The organism is Candidatus Berkiella aquae (assembly GCF_001431295.2).
Classification (GTDB): domain Bacteria; phylum Pseudomonadota; class Gammaproteobacteria; order Berkiellales; family Berkiellaceae; genus Berkiella; species Berkiella aquae.
On sequence record NZ_LKAJ02000001.1, the window covers coordinates 3,222,160 to 3,242,477 of the forward strand.

At 40.2% G+C, this 20,318-nt stretch carries 18 protein-coding genes; 9 read left to right on the forward strand and 9 right to left on the reverse strand.

The features are described from left to right. Window positions 1–35 precede the first annotated feature (35 nt). On the reverse strand, window positions 36–590 hold the full coding sequence (locus tag HT99x_RS14200; protein WP_075065273.1) for a redoxin domain-containing protein: 555 nt from the start codon (window positions 588–590) through the stop codon (window positions 36–38). Window positions 591–694: 104 nt separating this feature from the next. Here HT99x_RS14200 and metK point away from each other — a divergent pair, with 104 nt between their 5' ends. After that, entirely contained in the window at window positions 695–1,846 is a 1,152-nt protein-coding gene (gene metK, locus HT99x_RS14205) for a methionine adenosyltransferase (protein ID WP_075065272.1), read from the forward strand. 77 nt (window positions 1,847–1,923) lie between these two features. Further along, on the forward strand, window positions 1,924–3,216 hold the full coding sequence (gene ahcY, locus HT99x_RS14210) for an adenosylhomocysteinase (protein WP_259566861.1): 1,293 nt from the start codon (window positions 1,924–1,926) through the stop codon (window positions 3,214–3,216). A gap of 113 nt (window positions 3,217–3,329) precedes the next feature. Here the strand turns inward: ahcY and HT99x_RS14215 are convergent, their stop codons facing one another. Both HT99x_RS14215 and HT99x_RS14220 read right to left on the reverse strand, forming a co-directional pair. Next, on the reverse strand, window positions 3,330–4,775 hold the full coding sequence (locus HT99x_RS14215) for a hypothetical protein (protein ID WP_075065270.1): 1,446 nt from the start codon (window positions 4,773–4,775) through the stop codon (window positions 3,330–3,332). 830 nt (window positions 4,776–5,605) lie between these two features. Next, on the reverse strand, window positions 5,606–6,730 hold the full coding sequence (locus HT99x_RS14220; protein WP_075065268.1) for a BAR domain-containing protein: 1,125 nt from the start codon (window positions 6,728–6,730) through the stop codon (window positions 5,606–5,608). 293 nt (window positions 6,731–7,023) lie between these two features. Between HT99x_RS14220 and HT99x_RS14225 the strand changes: the two genes are divergently transcribed. Next, window positions 7,024–7,764, forward strand: a complete 741-nt coding sequence (locus HT99x_RS14225) for a 16S rRNA (uracil(1498)-N(3))-methyltransferase (protein WP_075065267.1) — start codon at window positions 7,024–7,026, stop codon at window positions 7,762–7,764. On the opposite strand, the gene HT99x_RS14230 is transcribed toward HT99x_RS14225, so the two are convergent. From HT99x_RS14230 to HT99x_RS14245, 4 genes are read right to left on the reverse strand one after another with little or no spacing between them, the layout of a single operon-like run. Next, on the reverse strand, window positions 7,729–8,175 hold the full coding sequence (locus tag HT99x_RS14230) for a P-loop NTPase family protein (protein WP_075065266.1): 447 nt from the start codon (window positions 8,173–8,175) through the stop codon (window positions 7,729–7,731). The genes HT99x_RS14225 and HT99x_RS14230 overlap by 36 nt on opposite strands. Next, entirely contained in the window at window positions 8,168–10,489 is a 2,322-nt protein-coding gene (locus tag HT99x_RS14235) for a response regulator (protein WP_083482788.1), read from the reverse strand. The genes HT99x_RS14230 and HT99x_RS14235 overlap by 8 nt, the downstream gene beginning before the upstream one ends. An 18-nt stretch (window positions 10,490–10,507) precedes the next feature. Next, window positions 10,508–12,595, reverse strand: a complete 2,088-nt coding sequence (locus tag HT99x_RS14240) for a methyl-accepting chemotaxis protein (RefSeq protein WP_075065264.1) — start codon at window positions 12,593–12,595, stop codon at window positions 10,508–10,510. Further along, window positions 12,582–13,157 carry a chemotaxis protein CheW gene (locus HT99x_RS14245; RefSeq protein WP_075065263.1) on the reverse strand — a complete coding sequence of 192 codons (576 nt, stop codon included), beginning with the start codon at window positions 13,155–13,157 and terminating at the stop codon, window positions 12,582–12,584. Before HT99x_RS14245 ends, HT99x_RS14240 begins: the two co-directional genes overlap by 14 nt. Window positions 13,158–13,274: 117 nt before the next feature. Between HT99x_RS14245 and HT99x_RS14250 the strand changes: the two genes are divergently transcribed. The 6 genes from HT99x_RS14250 (at window position 13,275) to HT99x_RS14275 (ending at window position 17,794) form a co-directional block, all read left to right on the forward strand. Next, complete coding sequence (locus HT99x_RS14250; protein ID WP_075065262.1) at window positions 13,275–13,904, forward strand: TonB family protein; 630 nt, start codon at window positions 13,275–13,277, stop codon at window positions 13,902–13,904. A gap of 78 nt (window positions 13,905–13,982) precedes the next feature. Further along, window positions 13,983–14,549 (forward strand): YqgE/AlgH family protein, encoded by a 567-nt coding sequence (locus HT99x_RS14255; RefSeq protein WP_075065261.1) that lies wholly within the window; start codon window positions 13,983–13,985, stop codon window positions 14,547–14,549. Beyond that, complete coding sequence (gene ruvX, locus HT99x_RS14260) at window positions 14,542–14,988, forward strand: Holliday junction resolvase RuvX (protein ID WP_075065260.1); 447 nt, start codon at window positions 14,542–14,544, stop codon at window positions 14,986–14,988. Before HT99x_RS14255 ends, ruvX begins: the two co-directional genes overlap by 8 nt. Next, window positions 14,963–15,925: an aspartate carbamoyltransferase catalytic subunit gene (locus tag HT99x_RS14265; RefSeq protein ID WP_075065259.1), complete on the forward strand. Its 963-nt coding sequence runs from the start codon at window positions 14,963–14,965 to the stop codon at window positions 15,923–15,925. The genes ruvX and HT99x_RS14265 overlap by 26 nt, the downstream gene beginning before the upstream one ends. Continuing rightward, window positions 15,925–17,193 carry an amidohydrolase family protein gene (locus HT99x_RS14270; protein ID WP_083482787.1) on the forward strand — a complete coding sequence of 423 codons (1,269 nt, stop codon included), beginning with the start codon at window positions 15,925–15,927 and terminating at the stop codon, window positions 17,191–17,193. The genes HT99x_RS14265 and HT99x_RS14270 overlap by 1 nt, the downstream gene beginning before the upstream one ends. Beyond that, a complete protein-coding gene (locus HT99x_RS14275) occupies window positions 17,183–17,794 on the forward strand; it encodes a hypothetical protein (protein ID WP_075065257.1) in 612 nt (203 codons plus the stop codon). The genes HT99x_RS14270 and HT99x_RS14275 overlap by 11 nt, the downstream gene beginning before the upstream one ends. On the opposite strand, the gene HT99x_RS14280 is transcribed toward HT99x_RS14275, so the two are convergent. Beyond that, window positions 17,771–18,856 carry a ThiF family adenylyltransferase gene (locus HT99x_RS14280; protein WP_075065256.1) on the reverse strand — a complete coding sequence of 362 codons (1,086 nt, stop codon included), beginning with the start codon at window positions 18,854–18,856 and terminating at the stop codon, window positions 17,771–17,773. The two genes, HT99x_RS14275 and HT99x_RS14280, sit on opposite strands and share 24 nt — an antisense overlap. Then, complete coding sequence (gene thiD / locus HT99x_RS14285; RefSeq protein WP_075065255.1) at window positions 18,857–20,314, reverse strand: bifunctional hydroxymethylpyrimidine kinase/phosphomethylpyrimidine kinase; 1,458 nt, start codon at window positions 20,312–20,314, stop codon at window positions 18,857–18,859. Between the last annotated feature and the right edge of the window lie 4 nt (window positions 20,315–20,318).

Below are 20,318 nucleotides of genomic sequence, written 5' to 3' on the forward strand. Positions count from 1 at the left end.
GCGCAAATTATATCACCTGACTTGAAAAGTCCCTATTAAAATCGCCATTTGATAGAACATCCTTGGCTAGCCAATTGGTTTTGCGGGCCCTTACCCGTTTTGGCAATCATGAGCATTGCTTCTACCAGCTCACGTTTAGCATCAGCAGGGGCAGGCTTTATGCCACTTTCATCTAAACGTCCACGATATTGCAGCTCTAAGTTGGTATTATATCCAAAAAAATCAGGGGTACATACGGCTCCATAAGCTTTTGCGACCGCTTGAGATTCATCAAAAAGATAAGGAAACGAAAAACCCATGGTTTTTGCTATTTTTTGCATATTTTCATAACTATCTTCGGGGTAATCTGTTGGATCATTAGAGGAAATGGCAACACAGCCAATACTTTGAGCCTCTAATGCCTGCACATCCTGAATCAATCTTGGCAAAATGGCCTTCACATAGGGGCAGTGATTACAAATAAACATGACCAGCAAACCGTTCTTCTTAGAGCAATTTGCCAAACTATAATGCAGTCCATCAACGCCTAACAGCTTGAAATCGGGTGCTTTTCGGCCAAGCTCGACACCCGGTGTTTGAACTAATGCCATCTCGATGATCTCCCTTACTCCGTTCAAAAGAGCACAGAGTATACTCAAAACAATCGATCTGCTAACCTCTGGATAGGGATGTCATTGCCGAAAAAAGGATTTCCATGTCAAGTTACACATTATTTACTTCAGAATCCGTTTCTGAGGGTCACCCCGACAAAATAGCTGATCAGATCTCAGATGCCGTGCTAGATGAAATTTTAAAACAAGACCGTCATGCTCGTGTTGCCTGCGAAACCTTAGTCAAAACCGGTATGGTGTTGGTTGGCGGTGAAGTGAGAACCAATGCGTGGGTCGACATTGAAAATATTGCACGTCAAGTCATTAAAGATGTTGGTTATAATCATTCTGACTTAGGGTTTGATTATGAATCTTGTGCGGTACTCAATGCCATAGGCAAACAATCTGCAGATATTGCAATGGGCGTTGATGAAACAGAAAATCATGAACTTGGCGCAGGCGATCAAGGTTTGATGTTTGGCTATGCTTGCATGGAAACCGAACAATTAATGCCCGCACCTATCTCTTATGCACATCAATTAATGATGCGACAAGCTCATGTGCGCAAGCACAAAATTTTGCCATGGTTGCGTCCTGATGCCAAAAGTCAAATAACGTTTCTCTATGAAAATGATAAACCGATTAGCATTCATACCATTGTGCTTTCAACCCAGCATGACCCAGAGATTAGTCAAGCTGCGCTAAAAGAAGCGATAATGGAAGAAATTATTAAACCGGTTATTCCTGAAAAATGGTTAACGGCGAACACCATCTACCATATCAATCCCACAGGACGCTTTGTGATCGGCGGGCCACAAGGGGATTGCGGTTTAACCGGACGCAAAATTATTGTCGATACTTATGGCGGCATGGCACGACATGGTGGTGGTGCAATGTCGGGCAAAGATCCTTCCAAAGTCGACCGATCGGCTGCTTATGCTGCTCGATACGTCGCCAAAAATGTGGTTGCAGCAGGACTCGCCGATAAACTAGAACTACAAATATCTTATGCGATTGGGATTGCTAAACCGATTGGCATTGGATTAGAAACCTTTGGTACCCATAAAATTGCGCCAGATAAGATCGTTGCTTTAATTGAAAAGCATTTTGACCTGCGCCCTAAAGGGATTATTACCATGCTTGATTTACAAAAACCCCAATATCGACCAACCGCGACTTATGGGCATTTTGGGCAAGCACAATTTGCTTGGGAACGCACTGACAAAGCTGACCTCTTAAAGCAAGAAGCTTTTTAAGGAACGTCCTTTTTGGGCCTATTTTGATTTAGTCGTAGTGAAGTTTTTCATAAACCTTTTTCATTGGAACATTCAATATGGCATCACAAGATTATTGGGTAGCAGATATCAGTTTAGCCTCATGGGGCTTTAAAGAAATGGCCATTGCACGCACAGAAATGCCAGGATTGCAGGCATTGCGTCAACAATATGAACAAAGCAAACCGCTACAAGGCGCGCGCATTGCCGGTTGCTTGCACATGACGATTCAAACCGCCATTTTGATTGAAACCCTAATTGCCTTAGGTGCTAGCGTTCGTTGGTCTTCGTGCAATATTTTTTCAACTCAGGATCATGCTGCCAGTGCCATTGCCGCGCTGGGTATCCCTGTTTTTGCTAAAAAAGGCGAAACCGAAGCCGAATTTTGGCGCTGTATTGAGCAAACATTACTAGGAGATGACGGCTGGCGTCCTAATTTAATTTTAGATGACGGTGGCGATCTGACTAAAGTGCTGCATGAACAATATCCTGATTTATTAAATGATATTAAAGGGATCTCAGAAGAAACCACCACGGGGGTTAGGCGATTAATTGAAATGGCTGAGCAAGGAACCTTAAAAGTTCCGGCTATAAACGTTAACGACTCTGTGACCAAATCCAAATTTGACAACCTCTATGGCTGCCGCGAATCACTAGTTGATGGCTTAAAGCGAGCAACCGATGTGATGATTGCCGGTAAAATTGCGGTAATTTTGGGGTATGGCGATGTTGGCAAAGGTTGTGCCCAATCATTACGCAGCCTAGGGGCAACGGTATGGATAACCGAAATTGACCCTATCTGTGCATTACAAGCGGCAATGGAAGGTTACCGTGTGGTAACCATGGAAGAAGCTGCAAGTCAGGCAGATATTTTTGTCACAGCAACAGGCAATATTGATGTTATCACGCATGATCATTTACGACAGATGAAACATCAAGCAATTGTCGCCAATATTGGCCATTTTGATTCAGAAATTGATGTGGCCTCATTAAAACAATATCCGTGGGAAAATATCAAACCTCAAGTCGATCATGTTATTTTTCCCGATGATAAGCGTATTATCTTGTTAGCCGAAGGTCGTTTAGTGAACTTAGGTTGTGCAACAGGTCATCCGAGTTTTGTGATGTCTACCTCTTTCACCAACCAAGTGTTAGCCCAAATGGAATTATGGCAACATAGTTCACATTATCCGCTTGGTGTGCATACGCTACCAAAAAAACTCGATGAGCAAGTCGCTAGATTACATCTTGATAAAATCGGTGCTAAACTCACCCCCTTAACCAAAAAGCAAGCCGCCTATTTAGGGGTTGCTATCGATGGACCTTATAAGCCTGATTATTATCGATATTGATTGATAGAAAGCCCATATACTTCAAGTCATACGTTGCACTTTGAAGTGTGACGATCTCAGTATGCGCGCAGGAATTTCAACAGCAAAGATATTCCTGCAACGCAAAATCCATGCTAAATCGCTTTTTTGAAACTTCTAACGTCTGCGAGATCACTGTCACATTTAAGCTGTTCATCAGCTGACGGTGCTCCATAGTCTTCATTGTCATGTATTTTGTTTGCTACTTTTACGAGTTTTGAATACGTCAAAAAGCTCTCAAAAACTTTGGCCTCTACATTATTATCAGGATAATTAGCAGCAGAGAACACTTCCTTTGTTGTCAAAAAATCTCTACATTTTTCAATATAAGGAGGAAGCTCGTGTTTGAAAAATGAATCGGGTACTGTTGAAATAGAGAAAACATGAAACTGACTCAAATCACATTCTGTTTGCAATCCAAATAAATGCGCAGCTCCAACGATACCTACCGTTACGGGATCATCACTCTTATTCAAATGAGACATCATGTTTTGATTTCGATTTTTCATTCTTTCTTCATTAAGTTCATCCTCAGTAATGAGGCATGAAACGAGGGTATCAATAGGAATGGCCTCTCCTTTTAGCTGTTCTCTCGTCAATTTAATTAAGTATTTCCATGTTCCGAATGTGACTTGGGGTATTAGGAAGTAGGTAGCTTTTGCATCAGCTTTATTAAGCAAATTTAAACGCGTTTCATCTAATTCAAAATGAACATTTTTCACATTACAATGTCGGTTAACAATTAAAATAACTAATAATTCCATAAGAAAACCATGAGCATTATTATGATACTCACCGATCAGGATGAGTAATTTTTTGTTGTGATCTTTAGAAATTTTCACCTGTTCAAGTATCTTTTGCAGCAGTGTTTTATAGTAAGCTTTCAATGCATCAGTCCCTTTTTGATATATCCAAGGGAATTTCAATTTGGTTTCACGGGAAATACGTTTTCTAATATCAAGATTTTTTTTGCCGGTCATATGCTGCAAAGGCAATATTTTTTCCTCGGCCAGTAATGCTAAAGAAGTACTTAAATCAAAATGCTGCTCAGAATAATTTAAATTTCCCATTATTGGAGAGAATAAATCCACGTGAAATTCATCTAACAGCTTTAAAAACTTTTCATCTTTGTTAAGAATGGCCTGGCTAAGTGGGGTGATATAGGGCTGAGTTCCATCTGGAAGCGTTTTTATAACCATTTTTAAATTGGCATCAGCTCCAAGTGCCAGTAGTTTTCTTAAGTATTCGATTTTTTCCGGTGTGGTTTTAAAAATTAAATGTTCTACGCTATCTTTAAAAAGATCATTAATGATCGCTTTTTTATCTAGCATTACGGGCAATGAATGAAGGTCCATTCCCCAATAAATGGCTTGCCCAACAAAGGGTTGTGCTATTTTATTCAACAACCAGGCCCCTATCCTAACTACAGGTTTAACACAATTATCCTTGATGGTTTGATAACGCGTTTGTTGTGATTCTATCAGACGCCGCTTTAGTTCTGGCTCAGCGGAAGATGTGCTCTCAAGTTGACGTTTCGGCATAAATGACTCGCAATAATTAACTTAAATTGTTTCTCTTTGTAGAGGGGCGACTATTCGACGCCGTACTTACATGCAAAATCGAAGTACTTGCATAAGAGGACGAAAATAAAATAGGTGCTACCATTTCGCCATCCGTATCCTCTATGTCCTCTATATCCGTTTCTGAATCAGTGAATGAGCACTCTTTCTCATAAGTTAATTTATTTGTATATAGCTTTCTTGGCATGGCAGTGGCCGCTTAACATTAAAACATTGAATATTTTTCATAATTATTCTTCTCTTCAGGCTCTTGAAATAATGCAAGAAAATTTGACTCTGCTTCACGAGATCTTGATTATCTGAAACACAATCTATTGACACATCCTTTTCATGCGCCATAAATGAGACATCATTATTTTTATCTACAAACTGTTTTAATGGTGTAGCAGCTAACGACGGCTCTTTCTTTCCCAATGCTCGAATTTATTGGTTAAAAATGATTGTCTCATATCCTTCCCGATAGGCCGTGATCTGGTCATCGTCATAACCTCTCGCTATTAATTCTGCTTCTGGAGCGGGAGGGAGCTTATGGTTAGCAGCGCCCCATCCAGACCGTCGAGCTTTTTTAAGTGCTTGCTCTTTTTGGGTACCCGCGGAGGTACGATAAGCCTCTTGATATATCTCAACCTCTACCTCGGTATAGTTTCTAGTTGCTATAAGCGTTTCTTTACTAGGACAAGTGCGACCATGCGCAGCTGCTACTTGTGCTGTTGGCGAATTTTCTTTTGTTTAAGTGTTAAATTTTGGGGTATGTTTTCTCTTGGCATAGTGGTTATCTCTACAAATTAATCTCAAAAGGGTGAATAGGTTTCTTGGTTACTATTTTTTTCAGATTCTGGAAATAGAGCAAGAAAATTGGAATCGGTTAGCGATGGAGTCGAAGTTTGCGAGTTGAACGCAAATAATAATCCATTATCATTTAAAATTTCTTCCGACGCAGTCAATGCTTTTTTATCTGCAGTGGAAGAGTTCAATATTTCTTTATATCCCCATAATTCGGGAATATCGAAACCAGCGCTTACATCACCATTCTCATCTAAAAATTGCTGTAACCGTTTAGCATCAAGTGCTTTTTCCTTTTCGAGTGACCTCTCAACTTTATTATCTACAACCGCTTTATATCCTTTTTGATATGCCATAATTTCGTCATCGTTATAACCTTTATTTTTCAATGCTTCTTCTGTTGGACAATCAGCCCCATCTCTCGCTAATGTTTGACCATAAAATCGAGCTTTTCTTAGTGCTTGCCCTTCTTTCGTGCTAACTGATGCATTGTAGGCTTCGTAGTAGGTCTTTATTTGATTAGTTGTATATCCTTTGTCTTGCAAAAATTTTTCTGTTAAGCAATCATAACCAAGATTAGCTTCTATATGACCAAATACTCGAGCTTTTCTTAGCGCTTGTTCTTCTTCCGTTCCTTTTGAGGTTTGATAACCCTCTAAATAAAACTCAATTTCTTTTGCTGTGTATCCTTTATTGCTTAATGCGTCTTCTGTCAAACAAGGACTTCCATTCGATGCTGCTCCTTGCCCAGCTTTACGTGCTTTTCTTAATCTTTGGTCTTCTATGGTCCCCGCAAGTGCATTATATTTCTCTAAATACGCTTTTACTTGTGCATCCTTATACTTCATTCTACGTTTGAGATATTCTTCAGTGGGGCATTCTCGTCCGTGTGAAACTGCAGCTCTAGCTGCCTCTTGAGCCTTTCTGATGTCCTGTTCCTGTGGTGTTCCTGCTTTTTCATTAAATGACAAAATATACATATCTGCTTGCTTATCGGTGTAACCTTTGTTTGCTTTGAGCATTTCTTTGCCAATAAAATCACGACCTTTCACTGCATCTGTTTGCGCTAATTTACGAATCTTTTTTAACATTTGTTCGGGTGTTAAATTCTTTTCATATGGTTTTCTTGGCATGGCGTTACCTTACTTATCTATATCAACCCTATTGGGCCCCTTTGTGACAAACATTCACTCTGTTGATAATCACTTATCAATATCATTCGAACTTCCTGACATGAATTGCTTTATACATCAATAAAAGTTAGTTTTCAATATAATTTAAAAAAATCACATTTATTCGTTTATGCTTTGATTTTTAACGAAAATGCGCGATGATCACCATATTGATTGAAACGCAAAGCGTGAACTAATATAAGTTAATCAACTTGTATTCGCTTACCATTTAAAATCGACTTGAGATCTCAAAGATGTTTATTCCCAGAGTTTATTACCCGCATGAGATGAATGAAGGCGTTTGCTTATCGCTTGATAAAGAAACCAGCCATTATTTATGCACGGTTTTACGCTTAAGTGATGGTGATAAAGTTATTTTTTTCAACGGCAGAGGCGGCGAATATGAAGCAACCTTATTAGCCGATAAAAAACGTAGCCAAGCGAATATATTAACTTTTCATGAACTCTCTCGCGAATCACCTTTAGAGCTTCATTTAGGGCAAGGACTTGCGCGCCCTGACAGAATGGATTGGGTTATTCAAAAAGCAACTGAACTTGGCGTCAAAAGCATTACCCCCTTAATCAGTGCAAATTGTGGGGTAAAATTGCCAACTGATCGTACCGATAAGCGCATATTACATTGGGAAAAGATTGCACAAAGTGCTTGTGAACAATCCGGGCGCACGATATTACCTACCATTTTGGCTCCCATGACTTTAGCAACTTGGTCAAAACAAGCATTTGCAGGAACTTCATTATATGGCGACACTGTACAAGGTAAAGCCTTGAGTAGTATACCCACTCAAGGTGCATATCGATTAGCGATTGGGCCTGAAAGTGGTTGGGAGAGCCGAGAAACAGAACAGTTACGTGCCGATGGATTTACGCCATTCACATTGGGGCCACGAATACTGCGTACCGAAACTGCAGGCATTGTTGCGCTGGGTATTTTACAAGGTTTATTTGGTGATTTGGGTCACACTCATCATGGCTAATTGATTCGCTTGCATGCTTAATTTCTGTAAATCAACGATGACAACATCAATATTCTCTTTTTGAATCGTTACGGTTGCAAGCATTTGACTTTCATCGGCCCATATTAAATTTTCTTCGTTTAGCTGTATGCGCCTTGCTCTGCCATCAAATAAGGTGGCCAAAATCGACAGGTTTCCGTTTTGCGGTAAGCCATGCAAAATAGCAATTTTGGGTTGTCTTAACTTACCTTGAACAGGCAATAAATCAAACGTCACGATAGGTACTTTAAGATTTTGCCAATCATAGAATCCCAAAAAGGGAGAATGTATATTGACGTTATATTCGCCTGGCAAAATAATCGCCTGCGCAATCGCAAGTGTCGGCAACAGATAATAATTTCCCTTAAATGCTAAGATATTACAATCAATCATGCTCATCACCATGATGAAAACGTTTTAATAACATTAATAGATCTTCTTCCAAATAAGGTTTTGTCAAATAAGCATTTGCTCCTGCTTGCACTGCTCGCAGTCGATGCTTTTCCCCTGAGCGTGAGGTAATCATGACCACCGGAATTAACTGCAGTTTAGGAGATGCTCTCATCATTTTTAACACTTCAAAACCATCCATTTTAGGCATTTCAATATCAAGCAATACCACATCTGGCACGATATCTTCCATCATGGTCAGCGCATCTTCACCATCGGATGCTTGATAAGGTTCATACTGATGCCGCTTTAAAAGTCTGCTCGTCACTTGCCGCACCGTATAAGAATCATCTACCACTAAAATTTTAGGTTTCTCATATCCATGTCTTGGACTTGACTCGATTGCTATATCAGCCGGTGTTAGATGATATTGCTCCATTTGCGATGCGTGCTGCATTAAATATTGCGGATCTAAAACGATAACAATCTGCCCATCTCCTAGCAAGGAAACCCCAGAAATTTCACGGACAAATTGTAATTGTGAACCAGCTGGTTTGATGACGATTTCACTGCTGCTGACGATTTTTTCAACTGCAACAGCAATATTACATGCTTCTGATTCTAGCAAAATAATAGAGAGTGCATAACTATTATTACGATAGTCTTCATTAAAATTTTCGCTTAATAGTTCAGGCAAGAAATATAATTGATAAATTTTATCAGCATAGCGAATGGCGCGCTGTTTATTACGAACCCGATTTTTAGCTTCAGCATTTGAGATTCTTGCGACACCTGATAATTGAGACAATTGAAATGCATAAAATTGGTTATAGAATTTAAAAACTAACGCTTGATTTAATGAAATAGTGAATGGCAATCTAATCGTAAATCGAGTACCTTTATTCAGCTCCGTATCAATCCATAAAGCCCCACCCAACTTATTCATTTCGGTATTGACGACATCCATTCCCACACCATGACCTGAGATTTGTGACGCTTCATCTTTAGTACTAAAGCCAGATAAAAAGATCATTTTAATTGCATCATCTTTGCTCATCGGCATTTTAGGCGACCAATAATATTTATCGATCGCTTTTTGTCTTACCTTTTCAGTATCAATACCATGTCCATCATCAGCAAGCTGGATAATAAATTCATTACCTTGACGAAATAACGACAAGGTAATGATACCAAACTCAGGCTTACCAATTCTTTTTCGCACCGTTGGTGATTCAATACCATGATCGATTGCATTTCTAACCATATGCTCTAACGACGAGATGAGGCGTTCAAGAATTTTTCTATCAATTTCACCTTCAAGCCTTGCAAATTTCAAATGAACTTCTTTACCTAATTCATCTGAAACCTGACGTACAATCCTTTCTAATCTTGGCACAACATAATCGATTGAAATTAATCGAGTATGAATAATGCCTTCTTCCAAGGTTTTGGCAGCCTGTTTTTGTTCGTTTAATATACTTTCGGCATTACGTAACACTTGAATGACCATTTCACTTAAGTCTTCAAGTTGAATCAGTTTATCTTCAAGAATTCTTATCGATTGTTGTAAAGAGGAATATCTATCCATTTCTAGAATATCAAATTCATCTTCATTCTTGGCAACAACAGATTCTTGATATAATCGCAAATTTGCATCTGCTCTTACTTCAATATTTTTCATGTTTTCTTGCACAAGTCTTATTTCTTTGGTTAATTCGATAAGATATTCATTTGCTCCCTTCACTTGCTGCTCAAGATGCGATCTAGCAACATTAATGCGCCCTGCCAAATTGCTAAATTTTTCTAACAGATCGGCTCTTATGCGAATGGTCTCTATGGGATTTTCTTGCTTCTTTACTTTTTTAGTATGTGTTGATTCTTCTGCTTCGACCTCATTCGTTAAGCCCATTATTTTTTCAATAGAGACAGCGGGCGCTTCATTCAATGATTTCTTAATTAAATCTGTTGGCACTTCATTTTCAGGGAAACATTTGTGTTGCGAATAACTATCAATGTACCAATGCAGATAATCAAAAAATTTACGAATTTCTTTTAACCGTGAATCATCAACATCAATATCACCCTGAGATATTTTTTGAATGAATTGCTCAAGTGAGTGTGTATATTCGCTAATCCCTTTGAGGCCAACCATTCGAGAGCTACCCTTGAAAGTATGTAATTCCCGCAAAATGGAGGTAAGATATTCTTTGTTATTAACGTCTTGAAACCAGTCATGTAAAAAATGATTGATTGCCTCTAATAGATCATGGGCTTCTTCGATGAAGATTTGGATTAGTTCATCATCTTGTTCCATCATATAAACCCAATAAGTCTCTTAATTTACTGCTTGTTGAGATTCAGAGCCAATGTTCATCTCTTGTTCTTCCTCAATAACAGGCAGTTTAAATCCTGCGACTGAATCTCTTAATTCAATTGCTAGCTCCGCTAACTGTCCAATCGAAGTCGCTGTTGCTAAAGTTCCTGATGCAGTCTGCGTGGTAATTTCTTGAATCACGCCCATCGTTCTTGAGATCTTACTTGCATTAACTGTTTGTTGTTGTGCTTCATTAGAAATATTTTGAATCAATTCTGCAAGATGAAATGAAACGCTTTCTATTTTTTCTAATGCAACACCGGCATCTTGCGCTAATCTTGCACCTTGTACCACTTCGGTTGTAGTTTGTTCCATTGATTTAACTGTTTCATTGGTATCGTTCTGAATAGCATGTACCAGCGTTTCAATTTGTTTGGTTGCATGGCTTGAGCGTTCTGCTAAACGCTGCACTTCCTCTGCCACAACCGCAAATCCACGCCCTTCCTCTCCTGCCATTGCGGCTTGAATTGCTGCATTCAACGCCAAAATATTGGTTTGATCGGTAATATCATCAATCAAAGAAACAATATCCCCAATTTCTTGCGAACTTTCACCCAAGCGTTTTACTTGTTTTGCAGTCTCTTGAATTTGTCCTTTAATGCGCTCCATCCCACTTATCGTATTTTGCACAATGGTTACCCCATTTTTGGCAATGTTTACTGACTTTCCAGCAACTTCTGCACTTTCTGTTGCGTTTGACGAAACGTGCTCAACCGAAGCTGCCATCGCATTAATTGCAGCAGTAGTTCCCACAATTTCTTTTGCTTGATTTTCACTGGCTTCGGCTAAATGCCGTGCGGTTGATTGTACTTCTTGCGCTGACGAAGAAACCTGAACGGCTGTTGCATTAATAGTAAAAACTAACTTTCTAAGTGCATTAATGGCATAATTTACTGATTCCGCAATAGCTCCAGTAATGTCTTCTCCAACGGTCGCATGAACGGTTAAATCACCATCTGCTAAATTTGCCAGCTCATCCAGCAAACGCCATACCGCTGCTCGATTGGCTCGATGCTGTGCTGCAGTTTTTGCTAAGCTTATCTTGGTATCTGCATAAATTTGATATGACATCCATATAAATAGCAAGATACAAATAGCACCTAGTACGTAACCAGAAACGGGACCAATAATGCGTTTCTCGGAAGCTTTGCCATAGGCTTTTAACAGCTCTGTCGACTGTTCTAGCAAATTCTGGCTGCCCAAGAATATATCATATGAAGCATTACGTACAATGAGCAATTGCTCTGAAATTTGAATAATTTGCTTTACGTTCTCTTCAACATAACTAAAATTTTCATTAATTGAGTCGAGGATTTTTCGTGCTTCGATATCGGTTACTTTAGTGGTTCCTAAAGCCGAATTCCCTTCTCTCATGCCGTTTAAATAATTGCCGAATAGATTAGCCTGCCTTGAGAAGGCATCTGCAGCTTCAACTGCATCTTGTCCACCTTCTAATACTTTATCAAGATGGCGCATAATACGTTCAGCAATCCATTTTTGCCGTGCGGCAACTGAAACCTGATCGGCTGGTGCATTATTTTTTAGTAAAATATCAATAACCTTGTCATATTCTACTTGCAACTGAGGAATCGTTTTACTCAAATTCGAGGAAATCTGATGAAGCTCTAACAATGATGTTTGTCTTGTTAAAATAGCATCTACTTTCTCACGTAACGGTTTCCATGTTTCTTCCAAGCGCAATAATTCGCGTTGACGAATTTTTAGTGGCGTTGCTGGTGCGCCCGTTTTGGGATCACCGTTAGTCAAAATTTCTAAATCACTATCAAATTCATCACGTCGATGTCTTAATAATTCAAAAGCATCTTGGATACCATCTGCTGCGTTACTCGCATATTTAGCAATACTTTGTGACAAGATGCGCAGCTCTCCCGCAACCGCCATAAAATTCTTATCATTCTCGTCTTGTACACTCACATACCAAAAGTTAATAAACATCGATAAAATGCTAACAACCAACAAAATCCCCGCTAACACATAATCGCGCTTGAACCCAGGGCGAACATTTGGATCTTTTTCAATGAAGGTCATTGAGTACCTCTACTTTGACTAAGACATCACGAAACCGAGGATGATTCACTATTGCATTACAACTAATAATGGGTAGGGTCGTATTAATATCAACTGAGTGCCCAATAAGAAAAGGTTCATATAAGGAATCTTGCGTCATCTGGTATTTATTGAATCTTTGCTCTTTAGGTAAACGATGCAAACCCATCACCCGATTGACCATTAAACCGGCTTTTTCGCCTTGATAGTCAATGACCAGTAAACGAGTATGTTTCGTTAAAGATGATTTTTTTTGCCCCATGAAACCGGCTAAGTCGGTTACTGGAAAAATATCATCCCGATATGTTGCCATTCCCAACAACCATGGTTTAACACCAGGTATATAAGCAAAAGTTGAAATCGATAAAATACTATGAATTTCGTCTAAGGGCGTTAATAACACCTGATCACCTGATAAAAAGGCCAACCCTAACCAATCATCATGAGGCTCTGTTTCGGGTGGACTTTTTTTCAATAATGAACGAATCGCTTTTTCTGTTTCGACAAGCACAGCAAAAGGTGTTGGCGTCACTTCCTGCGACATAGTACATTCCTATCTTTTCTATCTAACATAATAATAGTCGTTATTAGCCAAGCAGTTTTGTCAAAAGCTATCTTAAGGTAGACTAAATAACAGACATCGCTACTTGGCTAAGAGATTGTGGCAAACCATTTCAACCTTCATGATCGTCGTCGTTTTGTCAGAATATTCTGGTTAGCTGGAATTCTGCATGTACTTTTTCTGGTGATGAGCTTTCATTTGAATCCTGCCTTGCCATTAAATGAAGCCATGCAGGCATTACAAGAACTGTCAGACTTAGCTAGCTCTAATACCAGTAATAGCGTCATTATAAATATTGCTTCGCACAATCCCCGTTTGGAAGTTAGTGAAAAAAATTATTCTACTGCTGAGAGCCTAACAAAACAGCCAATCCTACGAAAACGCACTATTTCTGCCGCAGCCCATCTACCCCAAGATGCAGACTACCTAAGCCACTGGCAAAATTATGTAGAGCAATTTGGCAATGATCATTATCCTGCCGATGCATTAAAGAATAATATTTGTGGTAATCTTCGCCTCCTTGTTGCGATTAATCGGGATGGTACGATCCATGAAATCCACTTACGGCAATCTTCTGGCTCTGAATTACTTGATCAAAGCGCCATTAACATTGTTAAAATGGCAGCGCCTTTTGACCCCCTTCCAGCAAATATTGCAAATGATATCGATGTTCTCGAAATCATTCGCACTTGGCAGTTTAGAGGCAATAGTTTTAGTTCCCATTCTTAATGGGCTACCCTCGGACTTAAGAACATAGTAAGATGACATAAATAGGGGCGTGATATTTTGTCCCTAAAGGATGTTGAAATGAGTGTATATACTTCTTTAAGAGACCATTTTCTAATTGCCATGCCAAATATGGCAGATCCTCATTTTACCCATTCGGTGATTTACATTTGTGAACATTCACCCGAAGGTGCCATGGGTATCGTGATCAATTTACCCCTGAGTATCCATCTAGGTGATGTTTTACAAAATATGAATATTGCCACAGACGATGATAATATTTCACAAACTCCTGTGTTAGCAGGGGGGCCTTTACAACAAGAACGAGGTTTTGTGATTCATCGCTCTTCACTGCAAGCTTGGGAATCTTCTTTAGCATTAACCAAAGCTATCAGTATTACCACTTCAAAAGATATCCTCTTTGCAATTGCAAACCATCAAGGTCCTAAAGACGCCATTATTGCGCTGGGTTATGCCGGCTGGGAAGGTGGCCAATTAGAACGAGAGATTGCGCAAAATACTTGGTTATGTGGTCCTGCAGATCCTCAAGTACTTTTTGATGTTCTACCTGAAAACCGCTGGCGAGCGGCAGGTGCTTTGCTGGGAGTTGATATGGACTGTGTTTCACATGAAGTTGGTCATGCCTGAAACATTTTTGGCTTTCGATTTCGGCACCAAATATATTGGAATTGCGGTAGGGCAAGCTATCACACAAACAGCAACGCCTTTGATAACCCTTAAAGCACGACAAGGTATTCCGCAATGGGATCAAGTACAAAAAATTATCACAGAATGGGAGCCACATGGCCTTGTTGTTGGTTTAGCGTTACAGCCTGATGGCAGCGATTCTGCAACCAGTCTCAAAGCTCGGCAATTTGGTGATTCATTGCGTAAGCGCTTTAAATTGCCAGTGCATTTTGTTGAAGAACGATTAACCAGTGTTGCTGCGAGTCACATTCTCAAACAGCAACACCACTATTCAAAAGATACCGATTCTGACGCCATGGCTGCAGCCATCATTTTAGAATCGTTTCTCAATCGCACAAAGGAATTTTCTTTACATGCAACCCCACAGTCTACAGTTTGATAATCACGGCCAACTGCGTCATTTATTGAGTATTGAAGGTTTAAGCGCTAATCATATCTTTGCCATTTTAGATAAAGCAGAACAATTTTTCACCCCTGCGGGTGATATTATTCAAACAACCGATCTCCATGGAAAAACCTTAGCGAATTTGTTTTTTGAAGCGAGTACTCGAACCCGTTCAACATTCGAATTAGCCGCTAAAAGACTGTCTGCTAGCGTGTTAAATCTGAATATTTCGCACTCTTCTACCGCTAAAGGTGAATCATTACGCGATACCGTACGGAATTTGCAAGCCATGCAATGCCAGTTATTTGTGGTACGCCATAGTGCAAGCGGCGCCTCACACTTTGTGGCAGAGCATATTAACCCTCGCGGTGTTGTCATTAATGCCGGAGATGGATGTCATGCACATCCAACCCAAGCTTTGCTAGATATGTATACGATTCGCAAACATCGAGGAGATTTTAAAAAATTATCCATTGCAATCATTGGTGATATTTTACATTCTAGAGTAGCTCGCTCACAAATCCACGCACTCAAAGCTCTGCAAGCTGGCGAAATCCGAGTGATCGGTCCTAAAACATTACTACCCAAAGAAATCAAGTCATTTGGTGTTGAAGTCTTCCATAATTTGGCAGAAGGCTTAAAAAATGTCGATATTATTATGATGTTAAGACTACAAACAGAACGCATGCAAAATGGTTTAATCCCTGCAGGCAATGCCTACTATCGCCAATATGGATTAACTTCCGAGAGTTTACAACTTGCTAATCCAAATGCACTTATTATTCATCCGGGGCCAATCAACCGTGGCGTTGAAATTCAATCTGATATAGCAGATAGCCCGAATGCCGTTATCTTGGATCAAGTTACCAATGGCATTGCAGTCCGAATGGCTGTGATGTCTCTTTTAATGGAAAATAATAAAAGAGCTTAATGATGAAAATAATCATACAAAACGGGCGCGTTATCGATCCGGCAAATCAACTTGATAAAATCACGGATATGACTATCGATAATGGCATCATTACGCAAATAGGTTCAACGCAAATCGCGCCTACTGATACAATAATTGATGCAAAAGGAAAGTGGGTTATTCCTGGATTAGTCGATAGTACTTGCAGGCCTCATTTACAGCATCCTCATGGCAGCACGCTACAAGAAGAAGCAAAAGCCGCATTATCTTGCGGATTTACGACCTTATGCATTCCGCCCGATGGCGATTTAATTATTGACACACAAGCTAACGTCTCACGCTTAAAACAACAATCTGATAAGCATTTGCCTCATTTATATCCTATAGGCGCACTTACTAAACAATTAGCGGGTGAATCAATGACCGATATGAGTGCATTAGCAAAAGGTGGCTGTATCGCACTCAGTCAAGCGATGCAACCCATTAAAGATCTCAGCATCCTACGCCATTGTTATGAATACGCGGCAAGCTTTGACTTATTAATTGTCATCCAACCACAAGAACCCTCATTGGCAAAAGGAGGGGTGGTTCATGAAGGTATAATGTCAAGTCGTTTAGGCCTTCGAGGGATCCCAACCATTGCTGAAACCATTGCAATTGAACAACATTGTCAATTAATCCAAGATTGTGGTGTGAGAGCGCATTTTACTTGTCTTTCCAGTCAAGAGGCTGTTGCTCTCATTAAACAAGCCAAAGCAAAAGGCCTTGCGATTACCGCAGATTGCGCGATGCATTCCTTACATTTAACGGAAATGGATCTTGCTACCTTCGATGCGAATTGTCATGTCTACCCACCACTTCGAAGTATTAAAGATAAAGAAGGATTACTAGCAGGATTGCAAGATGGTACACTCGATGCCATCTGTTCAGATCATCGTCCACTAGACGGCGTTGCTAAGCTTGCTCCTTTTGCAGAATCAGAACCTGGCATGTCTAGCATTGATACCTTTATAGGATTAGGTCTGCGTTTGGTCAATGAACAGGGTTTAGATCTACATAAGCTCTTACGTGCTATTACCTATCAACCCGCTCATATTTTCCATTTGCCGGTGGGAACGCTATCTATTGGTGCGAAAGCCGATATCTGCATTATCGATCCCAGTCGCATCCATCAAATCAATGATGCCTCATTACAAAGCGGTGGCAAAAATACACCTTTCAAAGGATGGGAACTTGCTGGTCAAGCAGTGATGACGCTCATTGATGGCGCTATTGTGCATGAAATGTGATCTTTACCCTATTTCACAAGTGACACCCCTTGTGAATGGTTTTAACGAAATAACCATTCATGCACCATCGATTGCTTCAATGGCACTTCCTGGTCACTATGTTATCTTGGAAGAAAAACATCCTTGTTATCTTTTAGCCACTCAAACAGACGCTATCAGCTTGATGACCCAACAGGCTGATATACTGGGTATGAAAGAAATACATTTATCCCCTCTTCTTGGAGAGCCATTAGCTGCTCCAACACAAGATGCTTTTTATCTTCTTCAAGCACAAGAAGATGGATTGAATGCGCTTATTTTTTATCTAAAAAAATACCGACGTGCTTTTCATGGGCTTATTTTGATTGAAGCAGAACAATTTCCCTTTAAACCTTGTCCCTCACGAATATTGATTCAAGGCATGCCAGCCAATGTGATTGCCGCTTTACCTTTATTTGAAGATTGGGGGATCCCTCATCGTCTGGCAAGCCAAAATGCTCAGCCTGGTTGTTTTGAAGGCAGTGTTTCTGAACTTGCGAATATTTGGCTCAATGTAACGACTCATACCATGCCGGTTAAAGAGCTTTTGATTACGCCTTCACCCTGCCTGCTGCCAAGCTAGCACGCCACCGATAAGATTTTTGACATCACTAAAACCCTGCTGTTGCAGAAATTCTAAGGCCAATTGACTACGATGACCTGAGCGACAATAGATCACAATCGGCATATCATCTGGAATTTGCGCTAAAGATTCAGGTAGAAGTGTTAGCGGAACCAGGTGCCCACCAATATTAAATTGAGCATGTTCATCAGGATTGCGCACATCAAGTAAAAAAAAGGATTCTTGATTATTTAATTTTTGTGCTAATTCTTGGACCGTGATCTGGTGTGACTGCATGTGTTTCTCCAATTGACCCTTCGCAGCTAAATCTTTGCCCCATAGCGTAGCAAAATTCTGCTTTTTTGTACATAAAATGCAGGATGGGTTGGGCTCTAATTGATAGTTTGCAGATCTTTGACTCAATGCATCGAAATGATAAACCTGACCTAAGCCTTTTTCTTCTAATTGCAGAATCCATTTCAATACAACCAGCGCTTGATGCATACCTAAAATACCCGGCACCACACCTAATACGCCGGATGTTTCACAACGTGTCAACATCGAAGCTTGCGTCAATTCTGGGAAAAGGCAACGCAAACAGCCATTATTGGGCGGCAAAATGGTGATTAACTGCCCGCGAAAAGCCTCCACCGAAGCACTGATAAGCGGCTTTTGCAGTTGATGGCAGGCATCATTCAATAATAGCTTAGCTTGGATACTGTCGGTACAATCTAGAATAAAATCATAAACACTCAGTCTTTCCAAAGCATTATCATGATGAATAAATTCTGGAAAATCATCATAACGAATATCATGATTTAATGCTAAAAGATGTGAAATCGCTGTCGTACTTTTTATTTTACCAACATCGGCTTCGGTATAAAGCACCTGCCTTTGTAAATTATGTAATGCAACCTTATCTGCATCCATCACGCCTATTCGTCCCACACCCGCACCAGCAAGATACAAGAGCACAGGGCTTCCTAAACCGCCAGCTCCCACACAAAGAATACGAGCTTGCTGTAAGCGCAGTTGACCTTCTTGACCCATTTCAGGTAAGGCGATTTGTCGCTGATAACGCATTTATGTCCTCGCTGAGAAAGAAGACAAAAATTGTTGACAAGCTTTTTGTGGATTAACGGCTTTGGTGACAGCAGAAATGACAGCAACACTATCTACCTTGCAAGCTAAAATTGTTTCAAGATTCGCTGTCGTAATCCCACCAATAGCAACTAAGGGCTCATTAACCCATTTTCGCCATTGCTTCAATTTTGTTAACCCTTGCGCCGGGAAAGCCATCACTTTTGATGTAGTTGTAAAAATAGGTCCAAAAGCAATATAGGAGGGTTGATATGCTTTTGCTCTTGCGAGCTCACTTAATGAATGGGTACTGATACCAAGTCGGAGCCCTGCTTCCTTAATGGCATTCATATCGCATTGCTTAATATCTTCTTGGCCTAAATGCACGCCATAGGCTTTATATTTAATTGCTGCTTGCCAATCATCATTGATGAATAATTGCGTCGTTGCTGGATCAATCAGTTTAACGGCTTGGGCAACTTTACCAGCGCGCTGATGAGCATCCTCTTCTTTTAAACGTAACTGGATTGTTTTTACTCCCCAAGCTTCCAGTTTCGTTAACCAACGAATATCATTGATAATGGTATAAAAACCGAGTGATTGTTGTAATGGTTTACATGTTGGGCGGTGTTGTCCAAATAATGCACTCTGCGTTAACCAAGGAAAATAAACCGCCGACTCCTGAACGTGAGTGATAATAGATTGCATGGTGAATGCTTGTTGGATCTGCATCTTAGCAAAGACAAAAGCATCCTGACTCTCTAAACCAAGCGCTAAACCACTGGCAAGTGCTGCACTAAACTGACAACCACTACCATGTAGTGATGGCACTCTCAGTCGAGGTAAGGTGAGCCAACAATGATTTTGTCCATCACACCAAATATCTTGTGCCCATTCACCGCCTAGGTGCCCCCCCTTGATAATCACTTCAGGCACACCTAAATGACAAAGTTGATAAGCCGCCTTTTGCATATCATCGGTAGAATAAATTGCAATACCAGATAAGCATGTAGCTTCGTCAATATTGGGGGTCATTATATTGACTTGTGAAAGCCAATATGACTTCAGTTCAGCAATAACCTCTTTTTGCATCAGCGGCTTGCCGCTACTTGCAACCATCACTGGATCATAAACTAAAATACCAGGAAAATTTTTCAATAATTCGCTCAAGCAACGCACCATCGCAACATTGAGTAACAGACCGACTTTAATCACCCTAGGCCAGCCATGTTGTCGCAATAAATTAAATTGCTCCGTTATAAACGAAACCTCTATCGCATCCACTTTGGTAACACAGTGCTCATTTTGTGCGGTTTGCGCACTCATCAGTGCATAACTTTTTAAACCATTAGCGGTAAAGACTTGCCTGTCGGCTAAAAGGCCGGCACCACCGCAAGGATCAAAACCGGCAATAGTCCAAACATCAATGCTTTTATTAGCAGATTTTTCAGATTCAAACATATTG

Coding starts and splice junctions, on each gene's coding strand:
- HT99x_RS14215 (WP_075065270.1), bottom strand. CDS start 4,775: ATGCCGAAACGTCAACTTGAGAGCACATCTTCCGCTGAGCCAGAACTA.
- HT99x_RS14280 (WP_075065256.1), bottom strand. CDS start 18,856: ATGCGTTATCAGCGACAAATCGCCTTACCTGAAATGGGTCAAGAAGGT.
- ahcY (WP_259566861.1), top strand. CDS start 1,924: ATGGCATCACAAGATTATTGGGTAGCAGATATCAGTTTAGCCTCATGG.
- HT99x_RS14220 (WP_075065268.1), bottom strand. CDS start 6,730: ATGCCAAGAAAACCATATGAAAAGAATTTAACACCCGAACAAATGTTA.
- ruvX (WP_075065260.1), top strand. CDS start 14,542: ATGCCTGAAACATTTTTGGCTTTCGATTTCGGCACCAAATATATTGGA.
- HT99x_RS14265 (WP_075065259.1), top strand. CDS start 14,963: ATGCAACCCCACAGTCTACAGTTTGATAATCACGGCCAACTGCGTCAT.
- HT99x_RS14230 (WP_075065266.1), bottom strand. CDS start 8,175: ATGATTGATTGTAATATCTTAGCATTTAAGGGAAATTATTATCTGTTG.
- HT99x_RS14275 (WP_075065257.1), top strand. CDS start 17,183: ATGAAATGTGATCTTTACCCTATTTCACAAGTGACACCCCTTGTGAAT.
- HT99x_RS14200 (WP_075065273.1), bottom strand. CDS start 590: ATGGCATTAGTTCAAACACCGGGTGTCGAGCTTGGCCGAAAAGCACCC.
- thiD (WP_075065255.1), bottom strand. CDS start 20,314: ATGTTTGAATCTGAAAAATCTGCTAATAAAAGCATTGATGTTTGGACT.
- HT99x_RS14240 (WP_075065264.1), bottom strand. CDS start 12,595: ATGACCTTCATTGAAAAAGATCCAAATGTTCGCCCTGGGTTCAAGCGC.
- HT99x_RS14255 (WP_075065261.1), top strand. CDS start 13,983: ATGAGTGTATATACTTCTTTAAGAGACCATTTTCTAATTGCCATGCCA.
- metK (WP_075065272.1), top strand. CDS start 695: ATGTCAAGTTACACATTATTTACTTCAGAATCCGTTTCTGAGGGTCAC.
- HT99x_RS14235 (WP_083482788.1), bottom strand. CDS start 10,489: ATGATGGAACAAGATGATGAACTAATCCAAATCTTCATCGAAGAAGCC.
- HT99x_RS14225 (WP_075065267.1), top strand. CDS start 7,024: ATGTTTATTCCCAGAGTTTATTACCCGCATGAGATGAATGAAGGCGTT.
- HT99x_RS14270 (WP_083482787.1), top strand. CDS start 15,925: ATGATGAAAATAATCATACAAAACGGGCGCGTTATCGATCCGGCAAAT.
- HT99x_RS14245 (WP_075065263.1), bottom strand. CDS start 13,157: ATGTCGCAGGAAGTGACGCCAACACCTTTTGCTGTGCTTGTCGAAACA.